The sequence below is a fragment of the Gallaecimonas sp. GXIMD4217 genome, from assembly GCF_038087665.1.
In the GTDB taxonomy this organism is placed as follows: Bacteria; Pseudomonadota; Gammaproteobacteria; order Enterobacterales; family Gallaecimonadaceae; genus Gallaecimonas.
Genome location: NZ_CP149925.1, coordinates 2,433,050 through 2,452,140 on the forward strand (window position 1 = coordinate 2,433,050; position 19,091 = coordinate 2,452,140).

The 19,091-nt window shown below is 62.5% G+C and carries 24 protein-coding genes; 4 read left to right on the forward strand and 20 right to left on the reverse strand.

The genetic code is table 11. The features are described 5' to 3' along the window. Nucleotides 1-5: 5 nt before the first annotated feature. From hscB to trmJ, 7 genes are all read right to left on the reverse strand, one after another. On the reverse strand, nucleotides 6-512 hold the full coding sequence (hscB, locus tag WDB71_RS11880; RefSeq protein WP_341501799.1) for a co-chaperone HscB: 507 nt from the start codon (nucleotides 510-512) through the stop codon (nucleotides 6-8). A 1-nt stretch (nucleotide 513) separates the two neighbouring features. Further along, complete coding sequence (iscA, locus tag WDB71_RS11885; RefSeq protein WP_341501800.1) at nucleotides 514-837, reverse strand: iron-sulfur cluster assembly protein IscA; 324 nt, start codon at nucleotides 835-837, stop codon at nucleotides 514-516. A gap of 3 nt (nucleotides 838-840) precedes the next feature. After that, a complete protein-coding gene (gene iscU, locus WDB71_RS11890; protein WP_341501801.1) occupies nucleotides 841-1,221 on the reverse strand; it encodes a Fe-S cluster assembly scaffold IscU in 381 nt (126 codons plus the stop codon). An 18-nt stretch (nucleotides 1,222-1,239) separates the two neighbouring features. Beyond that, on the reverse strand, nucleotides 1,240-2,454 hold the full coding sequence (locus WDB71_RS11895; protein WP_341501802.1) for an IscS subfamily cysteine desulfurase: 1,215 nt from the start codon (nucleotides 2,452-2,454) through the stop codon (nucleotides 1,240-1,242). A gap of 29 nt (nucleotides 2,455-2,483) precedes the next feature. Further along, the gene (gene iscR / locus WDB71_RS11900) at nucleotides 2,484-2,966 is read right to left on the reverse strand and encodes a Fe-S cluster assembly transcriptional regulator IscR (protein ID WP_341501803.1); all 483 of its coding nucleotides are present in this window, start codon (nucleotides 2,964-2,966) and stop codon (nucleotides 2,484-2,486) included. 107 nt (nucleotides 2,967-3,073) lie between these two features. After that, nucleotides 3,074-3,880, reverse strand: coding sequence for a serine O-acetyltransferase (gene cysE, locus WDB71_RS11905; RefSeq protein ID WP_341504217.1), 807 nt, complete (start codon nucleotides 3,878-3,880; stop codon nucleotides 3,074-3,076). A gap of 20 nt (nucleotides 3,881-3,900) precedes the next feature. Continuing rightward, complete coding sequence (gene trmJ, locus WDB71_RS11910) at nucleotides 3,901-4,614, reverse strand: tRNA (cytosine(32)/uridine(32)-2'-O)-methyltransferase TrmJ (protein ID WP_341501804.1); 714 nt, start codon at nucleotides 4,612-4,614, stop codon at nucleotides 3,901-3,903. A 133-nt stretch (nucleotides 4,615-4,747) separates the two neighbouring features. On the opposite strand from trmJ, the gene suhB reads away from it, so the two are divergent. Beyond that, complete coding sequence (gene suhB / locus WDB71_RS11915) at nucleotides 4,748-5,545, forward strand: inositol-1-monophosphatase (protein ID WP_341501805.1); 798 nt, start codon at nucleotides 4,748-4,750, stop codon at nucleotides 5,543-5,545. 39 nt (nucleotides 5,546-5,584) lie between these two features. On the opposite strand, the gene WDB71_RS11920 is transcribed toward suhB, so the two are convergent. Next, nucleotides 5,585-5,941: a rhodanese-like domain-containing protein gene (locus WDB71_RS11920; protein ID WP_341501806.1), complete on the reverse strand. Its 357-nt coding sequence runs from the start codon at nucleotides 5,939-5,941 to the stop codon at nucleotides 5,585-5,587. 107 nt (nucleotides 5,942-6,048) lie between these two features. Between WDB71_RS11920 and WDB71_RS11925 the strand changes: the two genes are divergently transcribed. Beyond that, entirely contained in the window at nucleotides 6,049-6,339 is a 291-nt protein-coding gene (locus WDB71_RS11925) for a hypothetical protein (RefSeq protein WP_341501807.1), read from the forward strand. 92 nt (nucleotides 6,340-6,431) lie between these two features. On the opposite strand, the gene WDB71_RS11930 is transcribed toward WDB71_RS11925, so the two are convergent. The 6 genes from WDB71_RS11930 to queA all read right to left on the reverse strand — a co-directional run bounded on the left by WDB71_RS11930 (nucleotide 6,432) and on the right by queA (nucleotide 12,352). Further along, nucleotides 6,432-6,692 carry a hypothetical protein gene (locus WDB71_RS11930; RefSeq protein WP_341501808.1) on the reverse strand — a complete coding sequence of 87 codons (261 nt, stop codon included), beginning with the start codon at nucleotides 6,690-6,692 and terminating at the stop codon, nucleotides 6,432-6,434. Nucleotides 6,693-6,919: 227 nt separating this feature from the next. Further along, nucleotides 6,920-7,864: a protein translocase subunit SecF gene (gene secF / locus WDB71_RS11935; protein WP_341501809.1), complete on the reverse strand. Its 945-nt coding sequence runs from the start codon at nucleotides 7,862-7,864 to the stop codon at nucleotides 6,920-6,922. Between the two features lie 10 nt (nucleotides 7,865-7,874). After that, nucleotides 7,875-9,725 (reverse strand): protein translocase subunit SecD, encoded by a 1,851-nt coding sequence (gene secD / locus WDB71_RS11940; RefSeq protein ID WP_341501810.1) that lies wholly within the window; start codon nucleotides 9,723-9,725, stop codon nucleotides 7,875-7,877. A 22-nt stretch (nucleotides 9,726-9,747) separates the two neighbouring features. Continuing rightward, entirely contained in the window at nucleotides 9,748-10,086 is a 339-nt protein-coding gene (yajC, locus tag WDB71_RS11945; RefSeq protein ID WP_341504218.1) for a preprotein translocase subunit YajC, read from the reverse strand. A gap of 26 nt (nucleotides 10,087-10,112) precedes the next feature. Next, nucleotides 10,113-11,234, reverse strand: a complete 1,122-nt coding sequence (gene tgt, locus WDB71_RS11950) for a tRNA guanosine(34) transglycosylase Tgt (protein ID WP_341501811.1) — start codon at nucleotides 11,232-11,234, stop codon at nucleotides 10,113-10,115. Nucleotides 11,235-11,284: 50 nt separating this feature from the next. Beyond that, a complete protein-coding gene (queA, locus tag WDB71_RS11955) occupies nucleotides 11,285-12,352 on the reverse strand; it encodes a tRNA preQ1(34) S-adenosylmethionine ribosyltransferase-isomerase QueA (RefSeq protein WP_341501812.1) in 1,068 nt (355 codons plus the stop codon). 150 nt (nucleotides 12,353-12,502) lie between these two features. Here queA and WDB71_RS11960 point away from each other — a divergent pair, with 150 nt between their 5' ends. Then, on the forward strand, nucleotides 12,503-12,949 hold the full coding sequence (locus WDB71_RS11960) for a CBS domain-containing protein (protein WP_341501813.1): 447 nt from the start codon (nucleotides 12,503-12,505) through the stop codon (nucleotides 12,947-12,949). Nucleotides 12,950-13,235: 286 nt separating this feature from the next. Here WDB71_RS11960 and WDB71_RS11965 read toward each other — a convergent pair whose 3' ends face one another. Together WDB71_RS11965 and WDB71_RS11970 are read right to left on the reverse strand one after the other, a co-directional pair. Next, complete coding sequence (locus tag WDB71_RS11965) at nucleotides 13,236-13,796, reverse strand: nucleotidyltransferase family protein (RefSeq protein ID WP_341501814.1); 561 nt, start codon at nucleotides 13,794-13,796, stop codon at nucleotides 13,236-13,238. After that, a complete protein-coding gene (locus WDB71_RS11970) occupies nucleotides 13,777-13,980 on the reverse strand; it encodes a hypothetical protein (protein WP_341501815.1) in 204 nt (67 codons plus the stop codon). The genes WDB71_RS11965 and WDB71_RS11970 overlap by 20 nt, the downstream gene beginning before the upstream one ends. 87 nt (nucleotides 13,981-14,067) lie before the next feature. On the opposite strand from WDB71_RS11970, the gene WDB71_RS11975 reads away from it, so the two are divergent. After that, nucleotides 14,068-14,262: a YwbE family protein gene (locus WDB71_RS11975; RefSeq protein WP_341501816.1), complete on the forward strand. Its 195-nt coding sequence runs from the start codon at nucleotides 14,068-14,070 to the stop codon at nucleotides 14,260-14,262. Between the two features lie 86 nt (nucleotides 14,263-14,348). Here the strand turns inward: WDB71_RS11975 and aceA are convergent, their stop codons facing one another. The 4 genes from aceA to WDB71_RS11995 all read right to left on the reverse strand — a co-directional run bounded on the left by aceA (nucleotide 14,349) and on the right by WDB71_RS11995 (nucleotide 19,017). Further along, nucleotides 14,349-15,647 (reverse strand): isocitrate lyase, encoded by a 1,299-nt coding sequence (aceA, locus tag WDB71_RS11980; protein ID WP_341501817.1) that lies wholly within the window; start codon nucleotides 15,645-15,647, stop codon nucleotides 14,349-14,351. Between the two features lie 15 nt (nucleotides 15,648-15,662). Then, nucleotides 15,663-17,246, reverse strand: a complete 1,584-nt coding sequence (aceB, locus tag WDB71_RS11985; protein ID WP_341501818.1) for a malate synthase A — start codon at nucleotides 17,244-17,246, stop codon at nucleotides 15,663-15,665. 467 nt (nucleotides 17,247-17,713) lie between these two features. Beyond that, nucleotides 17,714-18,112 carry an NUDIX domain-containing protein gene (locus WDB71_RS11990; RefSeq protein WP_341501819.1) on the reverse strand — a complete coding sequence of 133 codons (399 nt, stop codon included), beginning with the start codon at nucleotides 18,110-18,112 and terminating at the stop codon, nucleotides 17,714-17,716. After that, nucleotides 18,109-19,017, reverse strand: a complete 909-nt coding sequence (locus WDB71_RS11995) for a LysR substrate-binding domain-containing protein (protein WP_341501820.1) — start codon at nucleotides 19,015-19,017, stop codon at nucleotides 18,109-18,111. The genes WDB71_RS11990 and WDB71_RS11995 overlap by 4 nt, the downstream gene beginning before the upstream one ends. Nucleotides 19,018-19,091: the final 74 nt, after the last annotated feature.

The following is a 19,091-nucleotide window of genomic DNA, read 5'->3' on the forward strand; positions in this document are numbered from 1 at the left end:
CTTGTTCAGTAGTCGAGCAGGGATTCTTCCAGGCTGTCCAGCTCGCGGTGCATCTTGTCCACGAACTTGAGCTTGCGTACCGTGTCGGCCGCCTCATCGAGAGCCTCTTCGGCCAGCTGGGCCTGGAAGCCCTGCTCCAGGGTCTGGCGCTCGGCCTGTATCTCGGCCCGCAGCCCGTCCAGGGCGTCTACGTCCTCGATCTCCTCCAGAGCTTCACGCCAGTGCATCTGCTGCATCAGGAAGGCCGGATCCCGCAAGGTCTGGCTCTCGCCACGGATATCCACGCCCTTGAGGCTCAGCAGGTATTCGGCACGGCTGGTGGCGCACTTGAGGGTTTCGAAGGCGTCGTTGAGCTGGGCGGTCTTGGCCAGGGCCATGGCCCGCTCGCGATCGGCGCTGGCGGCAAACTTGTCGGGATGAACGGCTCTGGCCAGCTCGCGGTAGCGGCTGGCCAGTTGGTGCTGGTCCAGGGGAAACTGGACCGGCAGGTCGAAAAGCTGGAAGTGATTCATATCAGACGTTGAAGGACTCGCCGCAGCCGCATTCCCCTTTCACATTGGGGTTCCTGAATTCGAAGCCCTCGTTGAGGCCTTCCTTGACGAAGTCCAGCTCGGTGCCGTCCAGGTAGACCAGGCTTTTCTTGTCGATCACCACCTTGACGTTCTTGTCTTCGAAGACGACGTCGTCTTCATTGGTGCCGTCGACGAATTCCAGCACATAGGCCAGGCCGCTGCAGCCGGTGGTCTTGACTCCCAGGCGCACACCCAGGCCCTTGCCGCGATTGGCCAGGAAGCTCTGTACCCTGTCGGCCGCCGCTTGGGAAAGGGTAATGGCCATGCCTTACCCCTTCTTGTGCTTGTAGTCGGCGATGGCCGCCTTGATGGCGTCCTCGGCCAGGATGGAGCAGTGGATCTTCACCGGCGGCAGCGCCAGCTCTTCGGCGATCTCGGTGTTCTTGATGGCCGCGGCCTCGTCCAGGCTCTTGCCCTTGACCCATTCGGTGATCAGGGAGCTGGAGGCGATGGCGCTGCCACAGCCGTAGGTCTTGAACTTGGCGTCTTCGATGATGCCGTTGTCGTCGATCTTCAGCTGCAGCTTCATCACGTCGCCACAGGCCGGGGCGCCCACCATGCCGGTCGCCACGTTCGGATCGTTCTTGTCGAAGGAGCCGACATTGCGGGGGTTTTCGTAGTGGTCGATGACCTTTTCACTGTATGCCATGGTTTAACTCCTCAATCCTCAGTGGTGAGTCCACTCGACCTGGGACAGGTCGACACCTTCTTTGTACATGTCCCAAAGCGGGCTCATCTCACGCAGGCGACCGATGGCGCCCTTGATGTTCTCGATGGCGTACTCCACCTCCTCTTCGGTGGTGAAGCGGCCGATGCTGAAACGGATGGAGCTGTGGGCCAGCTCGTCGTCGCGGCCGATGGCGCGCAGCACGTAGGAGGGCTCCAGGCTGGCGGAGGTGCAGGCGGAGCCGGAGGACACGGCCAGATCCTTGAGGGCCATGATCAGGGACTCGCCTTCCACGTAGTTGAAGCTGACGTTGAGGTTGCCGGCCACGCGCTGTTCCAGGGAACCGTTCAGGTGCACCTCTTCGAGGCCCTTGACCCCTTCCCACAACTTGTTGCGCAGGTAGAGGATGCGATCGTGCTCGGCGTTCATCTCCTCGCGGGCGATGCGGGCCGCTTCGCCCATGCCGACGATCTGGTGGGTGGCCAGGGTACCGGAACGCATGCCGCGCTCGTGGCCGCCGCCGTGCATCTGGGCCTCGATGCGGATCCGGGGCTTGCGGCGCACGTAGAGGGCACCTATGCCCTTGGGGCCGTACATCTTGTGGCCGGAAAGGGACATCAGATCCACCTTCAGCTCGCTCAGATCGATGGGCACCTTGCCGGCGCTCTGGGCGGCATCGACGTGGAAGATGACCTTGTTCTCACGGCACAGCTCGCCGATGGCCTGGATGTCCTGGATGACGCCGATCTCGTTGTTGACGTGCATGATGGACACCAGCACGGTGTCTTCGCGGATGGCGTCGCGGATCTGTTCGACCGGGTGCAGGCCTTCCTCGTTGGGGGCCAGGTAGGTGACCTCGTAGCCTTCACGCTCGAGCTGACGGCAGGTGTCCAGCACCGCCTTGTGCTCGATCTTGGAGGTGATGATGTGCTTGCCTTTCTTGTTGTAGAAGTGGGCAGCCCCCTTGATGGCCAGGTTGTCGGACTCGGTGGCGCCGGAGGTGAAGACGATCTCGCGGGGATCGGCGCCAATCAGTTCGGCCACGTCGCAACGGGCCTGGTCCACGGCCTCTTCCGCCTGCCAACCAAAGCGGTGGGAGCGGGACGCCGGGTTACCGAACTGACCGTCCAGGGTCAGGTACTGCATCATCTTCTCTGCAACCCGGGGATCGACCGGGGTGGTCGCAGAATAATCGAAATAAATAGGAAGCTTCATCGCGTTCTCCGTTACTGCCTACGCCACGCTCACAAACGGCACTGTACGGTTATTCTTTCTTGGGAATGGCCGCTGCAGCTGCGCTCCTGGCGCTCGGCAACGGCTTTGACATCTTGCTGGGCGACCAGCTCGGCCAGGGAAATGCCCTCGAGGAAGCCCGAGATCCGCTGGCTGAGATTGTACCACAGGGAATGGGTGAGACACTGCTCGCCCCCCTGGCAGTCGGCCTTGCCCTGGCACCGGGTTGCGTCCACGGATTCGTCCACGGCCTGGATGATCTCGCCAACGTTGATGGTGTCGCTGTCGCGGCCCAGGCGGTAACCGCCACCCGGCCCGCGGACGCTGCTCACCAGGCCCTGGCGGCGCAACCTTGAGAAGAGCTGTTCCAGGTACGACAGGGAGATGCCCTGGCGCTCGGAAATGTCAGCCAAAGGGACAGGACCATCTGCGGCGTGCAGGGCCACATCCAGCATGGCTGTCACGGCATAGCGCCCCTTGGATGTCAGTCTCATCTTGCTCTCTCTTTCAAACTCATCGAGGCAACCGGCCCCATGCGGGGCGCATTGTCCCAATTCCGACTATTTTGGTCAAGTATTTAGACACTGGATACCGGCAATCGTCAGATCCGCGGGTCGAAGCTGTCCAGGTCGGACTGGCGTTTGGCGGCGGCTTCCTGCTCGTCGGAGGCGAATTCCTCCAGATCCAGCTCCGGCAGCTTCTCCCGGCACACCTCGCCCCCCATGTCGTTGATGGCCTTGCACATGTCGTTGACCTTGCCGTCCACCACGTGCAGGTGATCCAGCAGGGCCCCTATGGCCTTGGCCACCGGATCCGGGTTGTCCTGGGACACCGCATAGGCGTCGAAGCCGTACTTCTTGGCCAGGAGCTCGCGCTGCTCCGTGGTCTGGTAGTCGGGCTGGGAGACGATACGGCCGGGGATGCCGATGGCGGTGGCACCGGCCGGCACGTCCTTGACCACCACGGCATTGGAGCCGATGCGGGCGTTTTCGCCGATGTCCAGCGGGCCCAGCACCTTGGCGCCGGCGCCTATGACCACGCCGTTGCCCAGGGTCGGGTGGCGCTTGCCGGCCTTCCAGGAGGTACCGCCCAGGGTGACGCCATGGTAGAGGGTGCAGTCGTCGCCTATTTCGGCGGTTTCACCGATCACCACGCCCATGCCATGGTCGATGAAGAAGCGGCGGCCGATCTTGGCGCCGGGGTGGATCTCGATGCCGGTGAAGAAGCGGTTGAGGTTGGAGATGGTCCTGGCCAGCCATTTCCAGTCGCGGATCCACAGGGCGTGGGCGACCCTGTGCCACCAGACCGCATGCAGGCCCGGGTAGTTGGTGAAGACCTCGAAGGCGTTACGGGCGGCCGGATCCCGGTCGAAGACACTGTCGATGTCTTCGCGCAGGCGAGCCCGGATACGCTGCCAAAGTCCCATGATCATCTCCTCTTCTTCTGCATGGAGGCGAGGATGCCCCTGAGGATATTGAGTTCATGATCGTCCGGGCGGGCGCGATTGTAGAGACGCCTGAGCTTCTCCATGATCTTGCCCGGGTGCTGCTGGACGATAAAACCTGTCTTGATCAGGGTTTCCTGCAGGTGCTCGTAGAAGAGCTCCATCTCCCTGGTCAGGGGGTACTCGGCTACCGCCTGCTCGCTCTTGTCACGCTCCAGCCAGGCCATGCGCACCTCGTAGGACAGGGTCTGCACGGCCATGGCCAGGTTCAGGGAGCTGTAATCCGGGTTGGCGGGGATATGGACGTGGAAGTGGCACTGCTGCAGCTCGTCGTTGGACAGACCGCTGCTTTCGCGGCCAAACACCATGGCCACCGGGTAGTTGTCGCCCTCGGCCACCACCTTGGTGCCCATCTCACGGGGATCCAGCATGGGCCAGTCCAGGCTGCGATGACGGGCGCTGGCTCCCACCACCAGGCCGCAGTCGGCGATGGCCTGGTCCAGGCTGTCCACTAGGGTGACGGCCTCGAGAATGTCGGTGGCGCCGGCCGCCAGGGCTACCGCCTTGCCATCCACCTCGCACTGGGGATCGACCAGATAGAGGCTGGACAGCCCCATGGTTTTCATGGCCCGTGCCGTTGAGCCGATGTTGCCGGAATGGGTGGTACCCACCAAAACAATGCGAACCTGTTCTAGCATTACCTGAGTGACGCGCTGGGAAAAGGCCGGCAGTGTAACATAGGGACGGGCTTTTGTGGCTTTTCTTTGAGCGCCGACTTTGCTAGACTCCGCGCCCTGCTTTTCAGCCCGTTCTTTAACATGGTGAGTCGCTATGCATCCGATGCTAAACATTGCGGTGCGCGCTGCGCGCGCGGCCGGCAACTACATTGCCAAGTCCTACGAAGCCCTCGATCTGGTCGAGGCCGAGAGCAAAGGCACCAATGATCTGGTCACCAACGTGGACCGTGAGGCGGAACGCCTGATCATCGAGACCATCCGCCGCTCCTACCCCGACCACAGCTTCGTCGGCGAAGAAGGCGGCGTACAGGGTGATAGCGACCACCAGTGGGTCATCGACCCCCTCGATGGTACCTCCAACTTCGTCCGTGGCATTCCCCACTTCGCCGTTTCCCTGGCCCTGCGGGTCAAGGGCAGGACCGAGCAGGCGGTGATCTACGATCCCATCCGTGCCGAGCTCTTCACCGCCAGCCGCGGTGCCGGTGCCCAGCTCAACGGCAAGCGCATCCGCGTGGCCCCGGCCCGGGACCTCAACGGCACCATCCTGGCCACCGGTTTCCCCTTCAAGCAGAAGCACATGCTTGAGCCCTACCTGGGCATGTTCCAGGCCCTGTTCAACGAAGCGGCCGACGTGCGTCGTGCCGGCTCTGCCGCCCTGGATCTGGCCTATGTGGCCGCCGGCCGCATGGACGGCTTCTGGGAAATGGGTCTCAAGCCCTGGGACACCACAGCCGGTGACCTGCTGGTCCGCGAGGCCGGCGGCATCGTCTGCGACTTCACCGGTGGCCACAACCACCTCAGCAGCGGCAACATCGTCGCCGCCAGCCCCCGCGTCATGCCGCTGATGCTGGGCAAGATGAAGCCCCACCTGACCGAGTCCCTGAGCCGCTAAGGTTCGGGTTCGAAAAGGCGCCGCAAGGCGCCTTTTTTGTTAGTCCTGGCTCACCGGTCGGCCCGAGGTCAGCCAGGCCTTGAAACCACCGGCCACGGAGTAGACCCGGCGATAACCCATCTGCTGCAGGTTGTGGGCACTGAGCGCACTACGGTAGCCACCACCACAGTAGAGGTACAGGGGGGTGTCCCTGTCGGGATAACGCTGTTCGATATCCCGCTCTATGATGCCCCGGCCCAGGTGAACGGCACCGGGCAAATGGCCCTTGTCCCATTCGTGATCCTCGCGCACGTCAATGATGACACCCTCTGCCTCGGCCAGCTGTTCCACCGTCACCTCGGTGATACCCGGCATCACCGACTGCACCAGGGCCAAAAAACCCGAACTGTGTTGCATAGCCAACTCCTTGTATTAGTGGCAGTCTCAAAGTTACTTACATTTGGTAAGAGAAATCCCCTCCAAAGTCGCCTTTTCTAGAAGTGACGTATAGGGAGGGTATCGAAATGAAGACACTGACCTTGGTAACAGTAATGGCCCTGGCGGCCTTTTCCAACCAGACGACGGCCGAGCCGGCCCCAGGTGCTGCAGCTACCAGTCATCAGCATTATGTGGTAACCCTGAAGTCGACACCATTTTCCGGCTGGATCACCAGGACGGTCAACGAAACCAGGATGGAGCTGAACTATGAAATCGCCCTGGATGTGAAGCAAGGCGCCGATGCCGTCATTGCAGACGCTTCCGATCTGCGCCGCCTGGCCAAGGCTGCAACCAATGGGGGGGATCTCAGTGGCTAGTTTGGTGTTAGTGGCCGTAAAGGCAACATAAAAAACCGAGGTCTGAATGCCTCGGTTTTTTAGCGCCCAACGTCATGAACATAGGTTCTGCTTTATTGACCCACTGCCTCGATGGTCCTTTGCTGGCCCAGTTCATCGACAAGACGCTCGGCCCGACGACGCTCTTCCTCGCGCTGCTTGGCGGTCACGCAGCGACGCTTGCGCAGACGGGTACCGGTTTTCTTTTCGCTCTCGCAAACCAGTTTGTTACCGCTTTCCTGATTTTGGGCAACGGCCTGGCCCTGGGCCGGCTCATCGGTGCTGGCACAGCCAACCAGGCCAACCAGGGCGGCAGCGATAAGATAATTCCTCATTATTGACTCCGACATTCCATTGGTTTGAATGCGTAAGAAAACAAACATGGGGTAAAAAATCAACCAAGGGTTAACACAAACTTACAATATCCAGCCCGGATCCCAGCTGACCAGGATGTCAAAGCGGGTTGCTGCATGGAAAAACACCTCCCACAAAAAGAAGGTGAGTAAAAAATAAAAACAAAAAGGGCGCCTTCAGGCGCCCTTTTTTACATGAGCGACAGCTGTTAAAGCAGCGGTTCGTGATCCGCGCCTTCCTTTTCCACCTGGGGCGGCATCAGATCTTCCTTGCACAGGCCCAGTTTCAGGGCCACGGAGGACGCCACATAGATGGAGGAGAAGGTGCCGACGGTGATACCCATCAGCAGCGCCGCGGCAAAGGCGTGGATGACGGGGCCGCCCTTGGCGAAGATGGCCACCACCACGAACAGGGTGGTCAGTGAGGTCATCATGGTCCGGCTCAGGGTGGCGGTCAGGGCATTGTTGGTGATCTCGGCCACGTCACCCTTGCGGATCTTGCGGAAGTTCTCCCGGATCCGGTCGAACACCACTATGGTGTCGTTGAGGGAGTAACCCACCACCGTCAGCACCGCCGCCAGCACCGTCAGATCGAACTCGATGCCCAGCAGGGAAAAGAAGCCCAGGGTAATGGTCACGTCGTGGGCCAGGGCCACCACGGAGCCCACCGCCAGCTTCCACTCGAAGCGCAGGGACACGTACAGCAGGATGCAGAGCAGCGCCACGATAACCGCCAGGCCGCCCTGCTCGGTGAGCTCGTCACCGACGTTGGGGCCGACGAAGTCGATACGCTTGAGGGTCACCTCACCGCTGGCCTCCTGGCGCAGGGCGCTGAGGATACGGTCGCCCAGGGTCTCGGCCTTGGCGCCCTGCTGGGGCTCCATGCGGATCATCACGTCCCTGCTGGTGCCGAAGTGCTGTACCGTCGGCTCGCCGAAACCTTCACGCTTGAGCAGATCGCGGATGGGATCCAGCTCCGCCGGCTGCTGGTAGGAGACCTCGATGACGGTACCGCCGGTGAAGTCCAGGCCCCAGTTCAAGCCCTTGGTGGCCAGCAGGAAGATGGAACCACACACCAGCAACACCGACAGGATCGCCGCCGGCAGACGCAGCTTGAGGAAGTTGATGTCCTCTTTGAAAGTAAACAGTTGCATCTTGCCTTCCTTAAATTGACAGCTTGTTCACGCGGCGACCGCCACAGGCCAGGTTGACCACGGCCCTGGTGCCGACGATGGCGGTGAACATGGAGGTGATGATGCCGATGGCCAGGGTCACGGCGAAGCCTTTCACCGGGCCGGTACCTATGCCGAACAGGATCAGCGCCGTGATCATGGTGGTGATGTTGGCGTCGGCAATGGTGGAGAAGGCGTTGTCATAACCCTGGTGGATGGCCTGCTGGATGCTCTTGCCGGCCCGAAGCTCCTCGCGGATACGCTCGAAGATCAGCACGTTGGCATCCACGGACATGCCCACCGTCAGCACGATACCGGCGATACCGGGCAGGGTCATGGTGGCACCGGGGATCATCGACATCACGCCGACGATCAGCACCACGTTCATGGCCAGGGCCAGGTTGGCCACCAGGCCGAAGGCCTTGTAGTAGATCACCATGAACAGCACGATGGCGATGAAGCCATAGAGCATGGCGTTGATGCCGTTCTCGATGTTCTCCAGACCCAGGGACGGACCCACGGTGCGTTCCTCGACGATCTGGATGGGGGCGATCAGGGCGCCGGCCCGCAGCAGCAGCGCCAGGTTATGGGCTTCCTGGGGGCTGTCGATGCCGGTGATGCGGAAGTTACGGCCCAGGCGCGCCTGTATGGTGGCCACCTGGATCACTTCCTCGATCTTCTTCGGCGGCAGGGCCTTGCCGTCCGGGCCCTTCTTGCCGGAGGGCTTGTATTCGATGAATACCGTGGCCATGGGCTTGCCGATGTTGTCCTTGGTGGCCCGGCTCATCTTGGCGCCGCCCTGGGAGTCCAGCTTGATGCTGACCTGGGGGCGATTGTATTCGTCGTAACCGCTTTGGGCGTCCTGGATATGGTCACCGGTGAGCATGATGCGCTTGTAGGCCAGCACCGGGCGGCCGTCACGGCTGTCGTAGAGCTTGGAGCCCGGCGGTACCCGGCCGTCGATGGCCGAACCCAGGTCGTGCTCGGTATCCACCATGTGGAATTCCAGGGTGGCGGTGGCGCCGAGGATCTCCTTGGCGCGGGCGGTGTCCTGCACGCCCGGCAGCTGCACCACGATGCGTTCGGCACCCTGGCGCTGCACCAGCGGCTCGGCCACGCCCAGCTCGTTGACCCTGTTGCGGATGATGGTCATGTTCTGCTCGATGGCGTAGTTGCGGATCTCCTTGATCCGCGCCTCGGTCAGGCTCAGGGTCAGCTCCAGGCCATCGCGGTCGATGCGGTATTCGTTGGCGGACTGCTGCTTGAGGTAGGCCTCGGCCTGGTCGGCGGTCTGCTCGTCACGGAGCTTGACCTTGACCACGCCCTGGGCGGTGCGGCGAATGGAGATGTAGCGCAGCTTCTCTTCACGCAGGTTGGTGCGCAGGTCGGTCTGCAGCTGCTCGTCGGCCTTGTTGAGGGCCTCGTCCATGTCCACTTCCATCAAGAAGTGCACGCCGCCACGCAGGTCCAGGCCCAGTTTCATGGGGCCTGCACCCAGTGATTCCAGCCAGGCCGGCGTGGCCGGGGCCAGGTTCAGTGCCACCGAGTACTTGTCACCCAGGGTCTCGGCCACGGTTTCCTGGGCCTTGAGTTGGGTGTCGGTGTCCTTCAGACGCACCAGCAGGTGACCGTCCTGCAGACCTGCAGACTTGGGCTCGATGCCGTCTTTCTGCAGGGCTTCACGCACCTGATCCAGGGTTGCCGTCGTTACCTCGGCTCCCCGAACCCCGGAAACCTGCACCGCCGGATCCGAACCGTAGAGGTTCGGCGCCGCGTACAGGAAACCGATGATGGCGATGATGGCCACCATCAGGTATTTCCACAGCGGGTATTTGTTTAACACGCCAGCCTTCCTTTGTTGTTATTTACAGCGATTTCATGGTGCCTTTGGGCAGTACCGCGTGTACGGACGCCTTTTGCACGGTGACTTCCACATTGTCGTTGAGGGAGATGAGCATGTAGTCCTTGTCTTCTTCCACTTTGACGATGCGACCGACCAGTCCACCTGTAGTGAGGACTTCATCGCCCTTTTTCAAGTTGCCCATCAGGTTTTTATGCTCTTTGACCCGCTTGGCCTGGGGGCGGTAGATCATGAAGTAGAAGATGGCGGCAAAGGCCACCAGCATGAAGATCAGCTGCATGCCGCCGCCCTGTTGGGGGGCAGTGGTACCGGCTGCGTAGGCGCTGGAAATGAACATGGGGATATCTCCTTAAGTGATGAAAATCCGGCTTAGTCGAGCGGGGGCACGTCCATGCCCTTCTTCTCGTAAAATTCCTTAACAAAGTCGTCTAATCTACCCTGCTCAATGGCCTCCCGCAAACCGGCCATGACCCGCTGGTAGTAGCGCAGGTTGTGGATGGTGTTGAGGCGGGCACCGAGGATCTCGTTGCAGCGATCCAGGTGGTGCAGGTAGGACTTCGAATAGTGCTTGCAGGTGTAGCAGTCGCACTCGGCGTCCAGGGGGCTGGTGTCGGTGCGGTGCTTGGCGTTGCGGATCTTGATGATGCCTTCGGTCACGAACAGGTGGCCGTTGCGGGCGTTGCGGGTGGGCATGACGCAGTCGAACATGTCGATGCCGCGGCGCACACCTTCCACCAGATCCTCCGGCTTGCCCACCCCCATCAGGTAGCGGGGCTTGTCCTCGGGCAGCTGCGGGTTCACATGGCTGAGGATGCGGTGCATGTCTTCCTTGGGCTCGCCCACGGCCAGGCCGCCGACGGCGTAACCGTCGAAGCCGATGTCGGTCAGGCCCTTGATGGACACGTCACGCAGGTCCTCGTAGACGGAGCCCTGGATGATGCCGAACAGGGCATTGGGGTTTTCCAGCTCGTCGAAGCGCTTGCGGGAGCGGGCCGCCCAGCGCAGGCTCATCTCCATGGACTTGCGGGCCTCCTCGTGGGTGGCCGGGTACGGGGTGCATTCGTCGAAGATCATCACCACGTCGGAACCCAGGTCGGTCTGGATCTCCATGGACTTTTCCGGATCCAGGAAGATCTTGTCGCCGTTGATGGGGTTGCGAAAGTGCACCCCGGCCTCGGTGATCTTGCGGATGTCGCCCAGGGAAAACACCTGGAAGCCGCCGCTGTCGGTGAGTATGGGGCCCTGCCAGTTCATGAAGTCGTGCAGGTCGCCGTGGGCGCGCATGATCTCCTGGCCGGGACGCAGCCAGAGGTGGAAGGTGTTGCCCAGCAGGATCTCGGCGCCGGTGTCGCGCACCTCTTCCGGGGTCATGCCCTTGACGGTGCCGTAGGTGCCCACCGGCATGAAGGCCGGGGTTTCGACGGTGCCGCGTTCGAAGACCAGGCGGCCGCGGCGGGCCTGGCCGTCTGTGGTGATCAGTTGGTATTTCACATTGCCTCCTGAGGTAGCCGGAAAAACAGTCCAGACCTCGTGTTTCAGGGTTACTTGCCCGGCACGCCCCTGGGGGCCGGGTTTCTGGTAACGAACATGGCGTCACCATAGGAGAAGAAGCGGTAGCCGCCGTCCACGGCCGCCCGGTAGGCCGCCATCACCTCCGGGTAGCCGGCGAAGGCGCTGACCAGCATGATCAGGGTGCTTTCCGGCAGGTGGAAGTTGGTGACCATGGCATCCACCACCTGGAACCGGTAGCCGGGGTAGATGAAGATGTCGGTGTCGTCGAAGAAGGGCGCCAGCTCGCTGCCGGCCTTGAGCGCCGCCTGGGCGGCCGACTCCAGGGAGCGCACCGAGGTGGTGCCCACGGCGATGACACGGCCGCCCCTGGCCCGGCAGGCCCGGATGGCCGCCACCACCTCGGCGGGCACCTCGGCGTATTCGGAGTGCATCTGGTGCTCGAGGATGTTGTCCACCCGCACCGGCTGGAAGGTGCCGGCGCCCACGTGCAGGGTGACGAAGGCGGTCTCGACGCCCTTGGCCTTGACCCTGTCCAGGAAGGCCTGGTCGAAATGCAGGCCGGCCGTCGGCGCCGCCACGGCGCCGGGCTTCTGGTTATAGACGGTCTGGTAGCGTTCCTTGTCCTCGTCTTCGTCGGGCCTGTCGATATAGGGCGGCAGCGGCATGTGGCCGATGCGCTCGAGCAGGCTGATGACCGGCTCCTCGCCATGGAAGCCCAGCTCGAACAGGGCATCGTGGCGGGCCAGCATGGTGGCCTTGACGCCGTCGTCGAAATGCAGTTCGGTGCCGGCCTTGGGGGACTTGCTGGCACGGACATGGGCCAGTACCCGGTGTTCGTCCAGCACCCTTTCCACCAGCACTTCCAGCTTGCCGCCACTGGCCTTCTGGCCGAACAGCCGCGCCGGGATCACCCTGGTGTTGTTGAATACCAGCAGGTCGCCCTTGTGCAGCTCGTCCAGCAGATCCACGAACTGCTTGTGCTCGATGGTGCCGCTGGGGCCATCCAGCTTCAGGAGGCGGCTGGCGGTCCTTTCCTTGGCGGGATAGCGGGCGATCAGCTCCTCGGGGAGCTCGAAGTGAAAGTCTGAAAGCTGCATCTCAAACAAAGCCGGAAAAAAGGGGGCCACAGTCTAGGCCCAGGCCAGGCCGGGTGCAAGCCGGCCGGGCCCTGACCGGGATCAATTCGCCGTGCCAATGGCTATGGTTAGCATAGGTCTGTCCCATTATCGCGGCAGGAGAACAGCATCATGATGACAGTGGATGAACTCATGACCCGCCACCCCCACACCTTGGGGCCGGAAAACACCCTCAAGGACGCCCTGGCCCTGATGCAGGATAAGCACATCCACCATATTCCCATCCTGGACGACAAGGGGGCCCTGGTCGGCCTGGTCAGCCACAGGGATGCCCTGTCCGCCTCCCATTCCATCCTGGCCAGGGAGCCGGCGGGCCAGAACGGCAACACCCCCTTGGCCTCCTTCATGACCAGCAAGGTGGTCAGCGTCGCCCCCCAGGCCGGCCTCAAGGAGGCGGGTCACTACCTGCAGAAGCACCAGTACGGCTGCCTGCCGGTGCTGGACGACGGCGTCCTGGTGGGCATCATCACCGAATCGGACTATGTCCAAGCCGCCCTCACCCTGATGGAGATCCTCGAAGAGCAGACCCCCTCGGTGGCGGAAAGCGGCGATGATTAACATAACTTTTATGTAATTTTACTACACAATAACTTGCCAACGGGCCTTACAGACGTCTAGAATGGCCTCATTCCGTAATTTTACTAGATTAGCGCTTTTGCCTTTCTGGAGCGGAAACTGCTTTTTAGCAGTGGCACTGTTCATCATCCTGGTGCTAGTGGTTCAACCACCATACCCCTATATTTCGCCCGGCCCTTTTGGCCGGGCTTTTTTATATATGCAGGACGCCCTGCCCTGCGGATGGCAGACCCAGACATGGCGCTTGTCTGGCAGCCTGGAAAGGGATTTATGGGAGAGTCTCCAGCAATGTCAGCCTGGGCCAGCGTGTCAGCCAGCCCTTTTCCCGGATCCTGCGCCTTACCAGCTCGGGCCTGGGATTGAGGGGATTGGCCCGGATCAGCAGCCGGAAGTTGTCGCCCAGGCCAAAGGGTGCCAGAAAACGGCACCTTCCCCCTTCCAGGCGTACCCCGACACAGGTGGCCACCTCCACCCACTGGCCCAGGGCCTGCAGGCTGCCCCGGTAGGGGGCGTGGCCGTGCTTGAGATGCATGCGGGCCTGGTTCTTCACCGACCAGGGCGCCGGCAACAGGGCGCTCAGCCGCGCTTCCAGGGCCCTGTCCCGCTCGGGACTGCGGTCGTGGGGGTCGAAATAGATCAGATCGAGATCGTTGAGGGGGGTGGCCTCCGTATGGCCGTGCAACTCGTCCCAGATGGCGTTGCGGACAAAGCCGGCGCCGATGGCCCAGTCCGGCAACGCCAGTTCGGCAGCGGCTTCCAGGCAGGCCCGGCGCCAGGCGTCGGCGGTCAGTATGGCGCTAGCACGCTGCTTAAGGTTCGGATACGACACTGCTGGGATTGCTTGGCCAGGGGGTGCTGTGCCGGTGGCCCATCAGATCCTGGTCTTCGTCCAGCAGTTCGCCGGTGCCGCACGGCAGGGTGCGGACCAGGGGCTCGGGCTTGAGGCAATAGCCCAGGGTCGCCGACAGCAGGGAGCAGGCCAGGCACAGGCCCAGGGTGGCTTTGGTTTTCATGACATCGTCCTTGATGCAAAATCTGATGACACTATAGCGATAAGTGGCTGACACTGTCATGAATATTGTCGGCACCAGGAGACATCGATGAGCATTCCCCCCCGCAGCGCCCTCAGGCCCGGCATGACCGTTGCCGTGGTCCAGAAGCAGCACCAGGGCAGCGGCGAGCTGACCGAGGGCGTGATCGCCCGGCTGCTGACCAAGTCCCCCAGCCATCCCCACGGCATCAAGGTCCGCCTGGAAGACGGTACCGTCGGCCGGGTCAAGGCAATCCGCGAGTAAAAAGGCACTTCAAGGGCCGGTAATCACGGCACAGCCGCGCATAAAAAAGGCGGCCCTGGGGCCGCCAATCACAGGCAAAACACAGCTCAGAACTGTTCTTCCTCGGTCGAGCCGGTCAGGGCCGTGACCGATGACCGGCCGCCCTGGATGATGTTGGTCATCTGATCGAAGTAGCCGGTGCCCACTTCCTGCTGGTGGGCCACGAAGCTGTAACCCCGCTCGGCGGCAGCGAATTCCTGTTCCTGCAGCTTGACGTAGGCGCTCATGCCCTCATCGGCGTACTGGTTGGCCAGATCGAACATGTGGAACCACATGTTGTGGATGCCGGCCAGGGTGATGAACTGGAAGCTGTAGCCCATGGCGCCCAGTTCGCGCTGGAAGCGGGCTATGGTGTCGTCGTCCAGGTGCTTCTTCCAGTTGAAGCTGGGAGAGCAGTTGTAGGCCAGCTTCTTGCCGGGGAACTTGGCGTGGATGGCCTCGGCGAAGCGGCGGGCCTCGTCCAGATCCGGCTTGGCGGTTTCGCACCAGATCAGATCCGCATAGGGGGCATAGGCCAGGCCGCGGGCGATGGCCTGATCCAGGCCGGGCCTAACCCGGTAGAAGCCTTCGCTGGTGCGCTCGCCGGTGACGAAGTCGCGATCATGGGGATCCACGTCCGAGGTCAGCAGATCGGCGGCATTGGCGTCGGTACGGGCGATCAGCAGGGTCGGTACCCCCAGCACGTCGGCGGCCAGGCGCGCCGCCACCAGTTTCTGCACCGCCTCCTGGGTGGGCACCAGCACCTTGCCGCCCATGTGGCCGCATTTCTTCACCGAGGCCAGCTGATCCTCGAAGTGCACCCCGGCGGCGCCGGCCTGGATCATGCCCTTCATCAGCTCATAGGCGTTAAGCACGCCGCCGAAACCGGCCTCGGCGTCGGCGACTATGGGTGCGAAGTAGTCGATGAAGGCCGCGTCATCCTGGTCGATGCCCTTGGCCCACTGGATCTGATCGGCGCGCTGGAAGGCGTTGTTGATGCGCTCCACCACCGCCGGCACCGAGTTGGCCGGGTAAAGGGACTGGTCCGGGTACATGCTGGAGGCCAGGTTGTTGTCGGCCGCCACCTGCCAGCCGGACAGGTAGATGGCCTCCAGGCCGGCCTTGACCTGCTGCACCGCCTGGCCGCCGGTGAGGGCGCCCAAGGCGTTCACATAGCCCTTGCGGGCGCCGCCGTTGACGCGCTCCCAGAGCTTCTTGGCGCCCAGCTGGGCCAGGCTGTGCTCGGGCATCACCGAGCCGCGCATGGCCACCACCTCCTCGGCGCTGTAGGGGCGCTTGATCCCTTCCCAGCGCGGGTTTTCCTGCCAGTCTTTGTTCAGTGCGTCGATTTGCTGTTGACGGTTCATGTTGGTCCTTCCTTCTCAGTCAATCAGTGGGTAGCCGGGCAGCGTCAGGAACTCGATGAAGTCCTCGCTCAAAACGAGCCGGCTGAGTAGCTTGGCGGCCTCGCCGAAGCGGCCCTGGTCAAAGCGGTCGCTGCCCAGCTCCTCGCGGACCCTGGCCTGCTCCTCGGCGAGCAGCTGCTCGAACAGGGCCCGGGTGACCGGCTTGCCGTTGGCCAGGCGCTTGCCGTGGCGCAGCCATTGCCAGATGGCGGCACGGCAGATCTCGGCGGTGGCGGCGTCTTCCATCAGGCCGTAGATGGGCACGCAGCCGTTGCCGCCCAGCCAGGCCTCGATGTACTGCAGGGCGACACGGATGTTGGTGCGCATGCCGGCCTCGGTGCGCTCACCCCCGCAGGGGGCCAGCAGCTCGGCGGCGGTGATGGGGCCGTCGTCACTGCGCAGCTGGCCGAGCTGGTTGGGCCCCTCGCCCAGCACCTCGTCGAACACCGCCCTGGCGGTATCGGCCAGGCCGGGGTGGGCCACCCAGGTGCCGTCATGGCCGTTACGGGCCTCCAGCTCCTTGTCCTGGCGCACCTTGTTAAGCACCCACTGGTTGCGCTCGGGATCCCGGGCGGGGATGAAGGCGGCCATGCCGCCCATGGCCAGGGCGCCGCGCCTGTGACAGGTACGGATCAGCAGCCGCGAATAGGCGGACAGGAAGGGCTGGTCCATGGTCACCTGCTGGCGATCCGGCAGCACCCGGTCGGGATGCTTGGCCAGGGTCTTGATGTAGCTGAAGATGTAGTCCCAGCGGCCGCAGTTGAGGCCAACGATGTGATCGCGCAGCTCGTAGAGGATCTCGTCCATCTCGAACACGGCCGGCAGGGTCTCGATCAGCACCGTGGCCTTGATGGTGCCCCTGGGCAGGCCGAACCTGTCCTCGGTGAAGCAGAAGATCTCGCTCCACAGCCTGGCCTCAAGGTGGCCCTGCAGCTTGGGCAGGTAGAAATAGGGGCCGCTGCCCTTGTCCAGCAGCCTCTGGGCGTTATGGAAGAAGTAGAGGGCGAAGTCCCAGAGTCCGCCTGGTACCGCCTTGCCGCCGTACTGCACATGCTTCTCCTGCAGGTGCAGGCCACGGACCCGGCAGATCAGCACGGCGGGATCCTCGTTCAGGGCATAGAACCTGCCGCTTGAGGGATCCCTGTAGGTGATGGAACCGTCCACGGCGTCCCTGAGGTTGACCTGGCCGTCCATGACCTTCTGCCAGGTCGGGGCCAGGGAGTCCTCGAAGTCGGCCATGAACACCTTCACAGGGGCATTGAGAGCGTTGATGACCATCTTGCGATCCACGGGCCCGGTGATCTCCACCCGCCTGTCCTGGAGATCGGCGGGAATGCCGCGGATCTGCCAGTCCCCTTCCCTGATGGCCCGGGTTTGCGGCAAAAAGTCCGGCAGCTCGCCGCCGTCGAAACGGGCCTGGCGCTCGCGCCTGGCTGCAAGGAGCGGTTCGAAACGGTGGGCGAAATGGTGCATCACCTCTTCCAGCCAGCCCCTGGCCGCCTCGCCCAGCAGCGCCTTATGTTCCGGCTTCAAGCCGTTTTGGATCCGCAGCTTGGTCATACAACCCCACTTTCATTTGTTGCTTTGCAACCACAATCAAAAACACATTCAGAAAACAGGCACCGGCATAAACCGCTTGCCTCAGCCTGCTTTTTAGACTGGACAAACCAGAACAGCCAGTCAACACAAAATTAACAAAAAAAGCGAGACCCCCATGACAACTTACTGTTTTTATTGCAATTAAAAGCAAGGGCAAGCGCAATTAAACTGAGCTTTTATTCTATTTTAGAATATTTACTCAGCAATCGAACCTGGCGAAAGCCAACACAATCCCCAAGAACAAAAATGAAAACCATCACGTAATATAATTACATGGCGGACGTCATCAAATCGTCAAAAGCTGGCAAGCAAGCATTTGTTTTTTAAAATAAATTCATATGGAAGGCGGCCAAGAAAGGTCGCCAAGGGAGATGAAGCCGGCTTTCAGTTTCGGCGGCAAAAACACAGGTGTGGTAACTGGGTGACGGTCAGCGCCCCGGCAGGGGCCAGGGGCTGGCCAGCAGGTTGTGCAGGCTCAGAAACAAGGGTTCGGGCAGGTCATCCCAGGGAAACCAGTGCCAGCCACTGCACTTGTGGGGCTCCCGCAGTTCGGGCTGGCCCCGGGCATCACCCGCCACATAGAGGGTCACATAATGCTGGTGGGCAAAGCGATCATTGGTCACGGCGATGACGCGGGGCGCGGCCAGGCTCAGCCCGGTCTCTTCGGCCAGCTCCCGCACCGCGCACTGCTCAGGGCTTTCGCCGGCCTCCAGGTGGCCGCCGGGCAGGGCCCAGTCACCGGCACCATGGCTGCCCAGGCGCCGGCCCAGCAGTACCCTGCCCTCCCGGACCACCACCACGGCGACACCGACCCTGGGCCGGGTCACAGCACCGGCTCCGGCATCAGGGCGGAGACCAGTTCGCCCAGCCTGCGGTAGGTCTGGATGCGAGAGGATGTCTGCCGCCAGACCAGGCCTATTTCCCGGTAGGCGTCGGGCTCGGCCATGGGCAGGGCCACCAGCTCGGTTCCCGTCAGGATGCCGGCCTCTATGGCCAGTTGCGGCAGGAAGGTGCTGCCCAGCTTGGCGTTGACCATCTGCACCAGGGTGTGCAGGCTGGTGGCGGCAAAGGGGTTGATCCTGGTGGAGTCGGTCAGGCGGCAGGCACTGACCGCATGGCCGGTCAGGCAGTGTTCCCGCTCCAGCAGGAAGACGCTGCGCTCCGGCATCTTCAGCAGATCCGGCACTTCACCGTAGCGCTGCTGCAGCTCCCGGTGCATCACCAGGCTGAAGGGATCCCGGCCCACCGTCATGGTGTGGAAGCCCTTGGTGTCCATGGGCAGGGCCAGGATCAGCAGATCCAGATCCCCCTGCTCCAGCAGCCTGAGCAGGTTGGCGGTGGTGTCCTCCCGCAGCAGCAGGCGCAGCTGCGGATACTGGTCGTTGACCTCGGTCACCAGGGTCGACAGCAGGAAGGGGGCTATGGTGGGGATGCAGCCCAGGCGGATCTCGCCGCTCATGGGCGAGGCCTGGTTCTGCACGTACTCCACCAGATCCCGGGTATGGTTGACGATGTCCCTGGCCCGCAGCACCGCCTCCTGGCCCAGGGCGGTGAACATGAAGGACTTGTTGTCCCGCTCGATGAGCTGGCTGCCCAGGGACTCCTCCAGGTTCTGGATCCCGGACGAGAGGGTGGACTGGGACACGTTGCAGGCCTTGGCAGCCCGGTTGAAATTCTGGTGTTCGTGCAGGGCCAGCAGGTAGGTGAGGTTCTTGATACTGGGCAGGCGCATAATTGATGATTCCGATTAGGTCACACTGGATCCTTCGTTTCCGCTAATGCCCAGTGCACCCCAGACCGACGCCC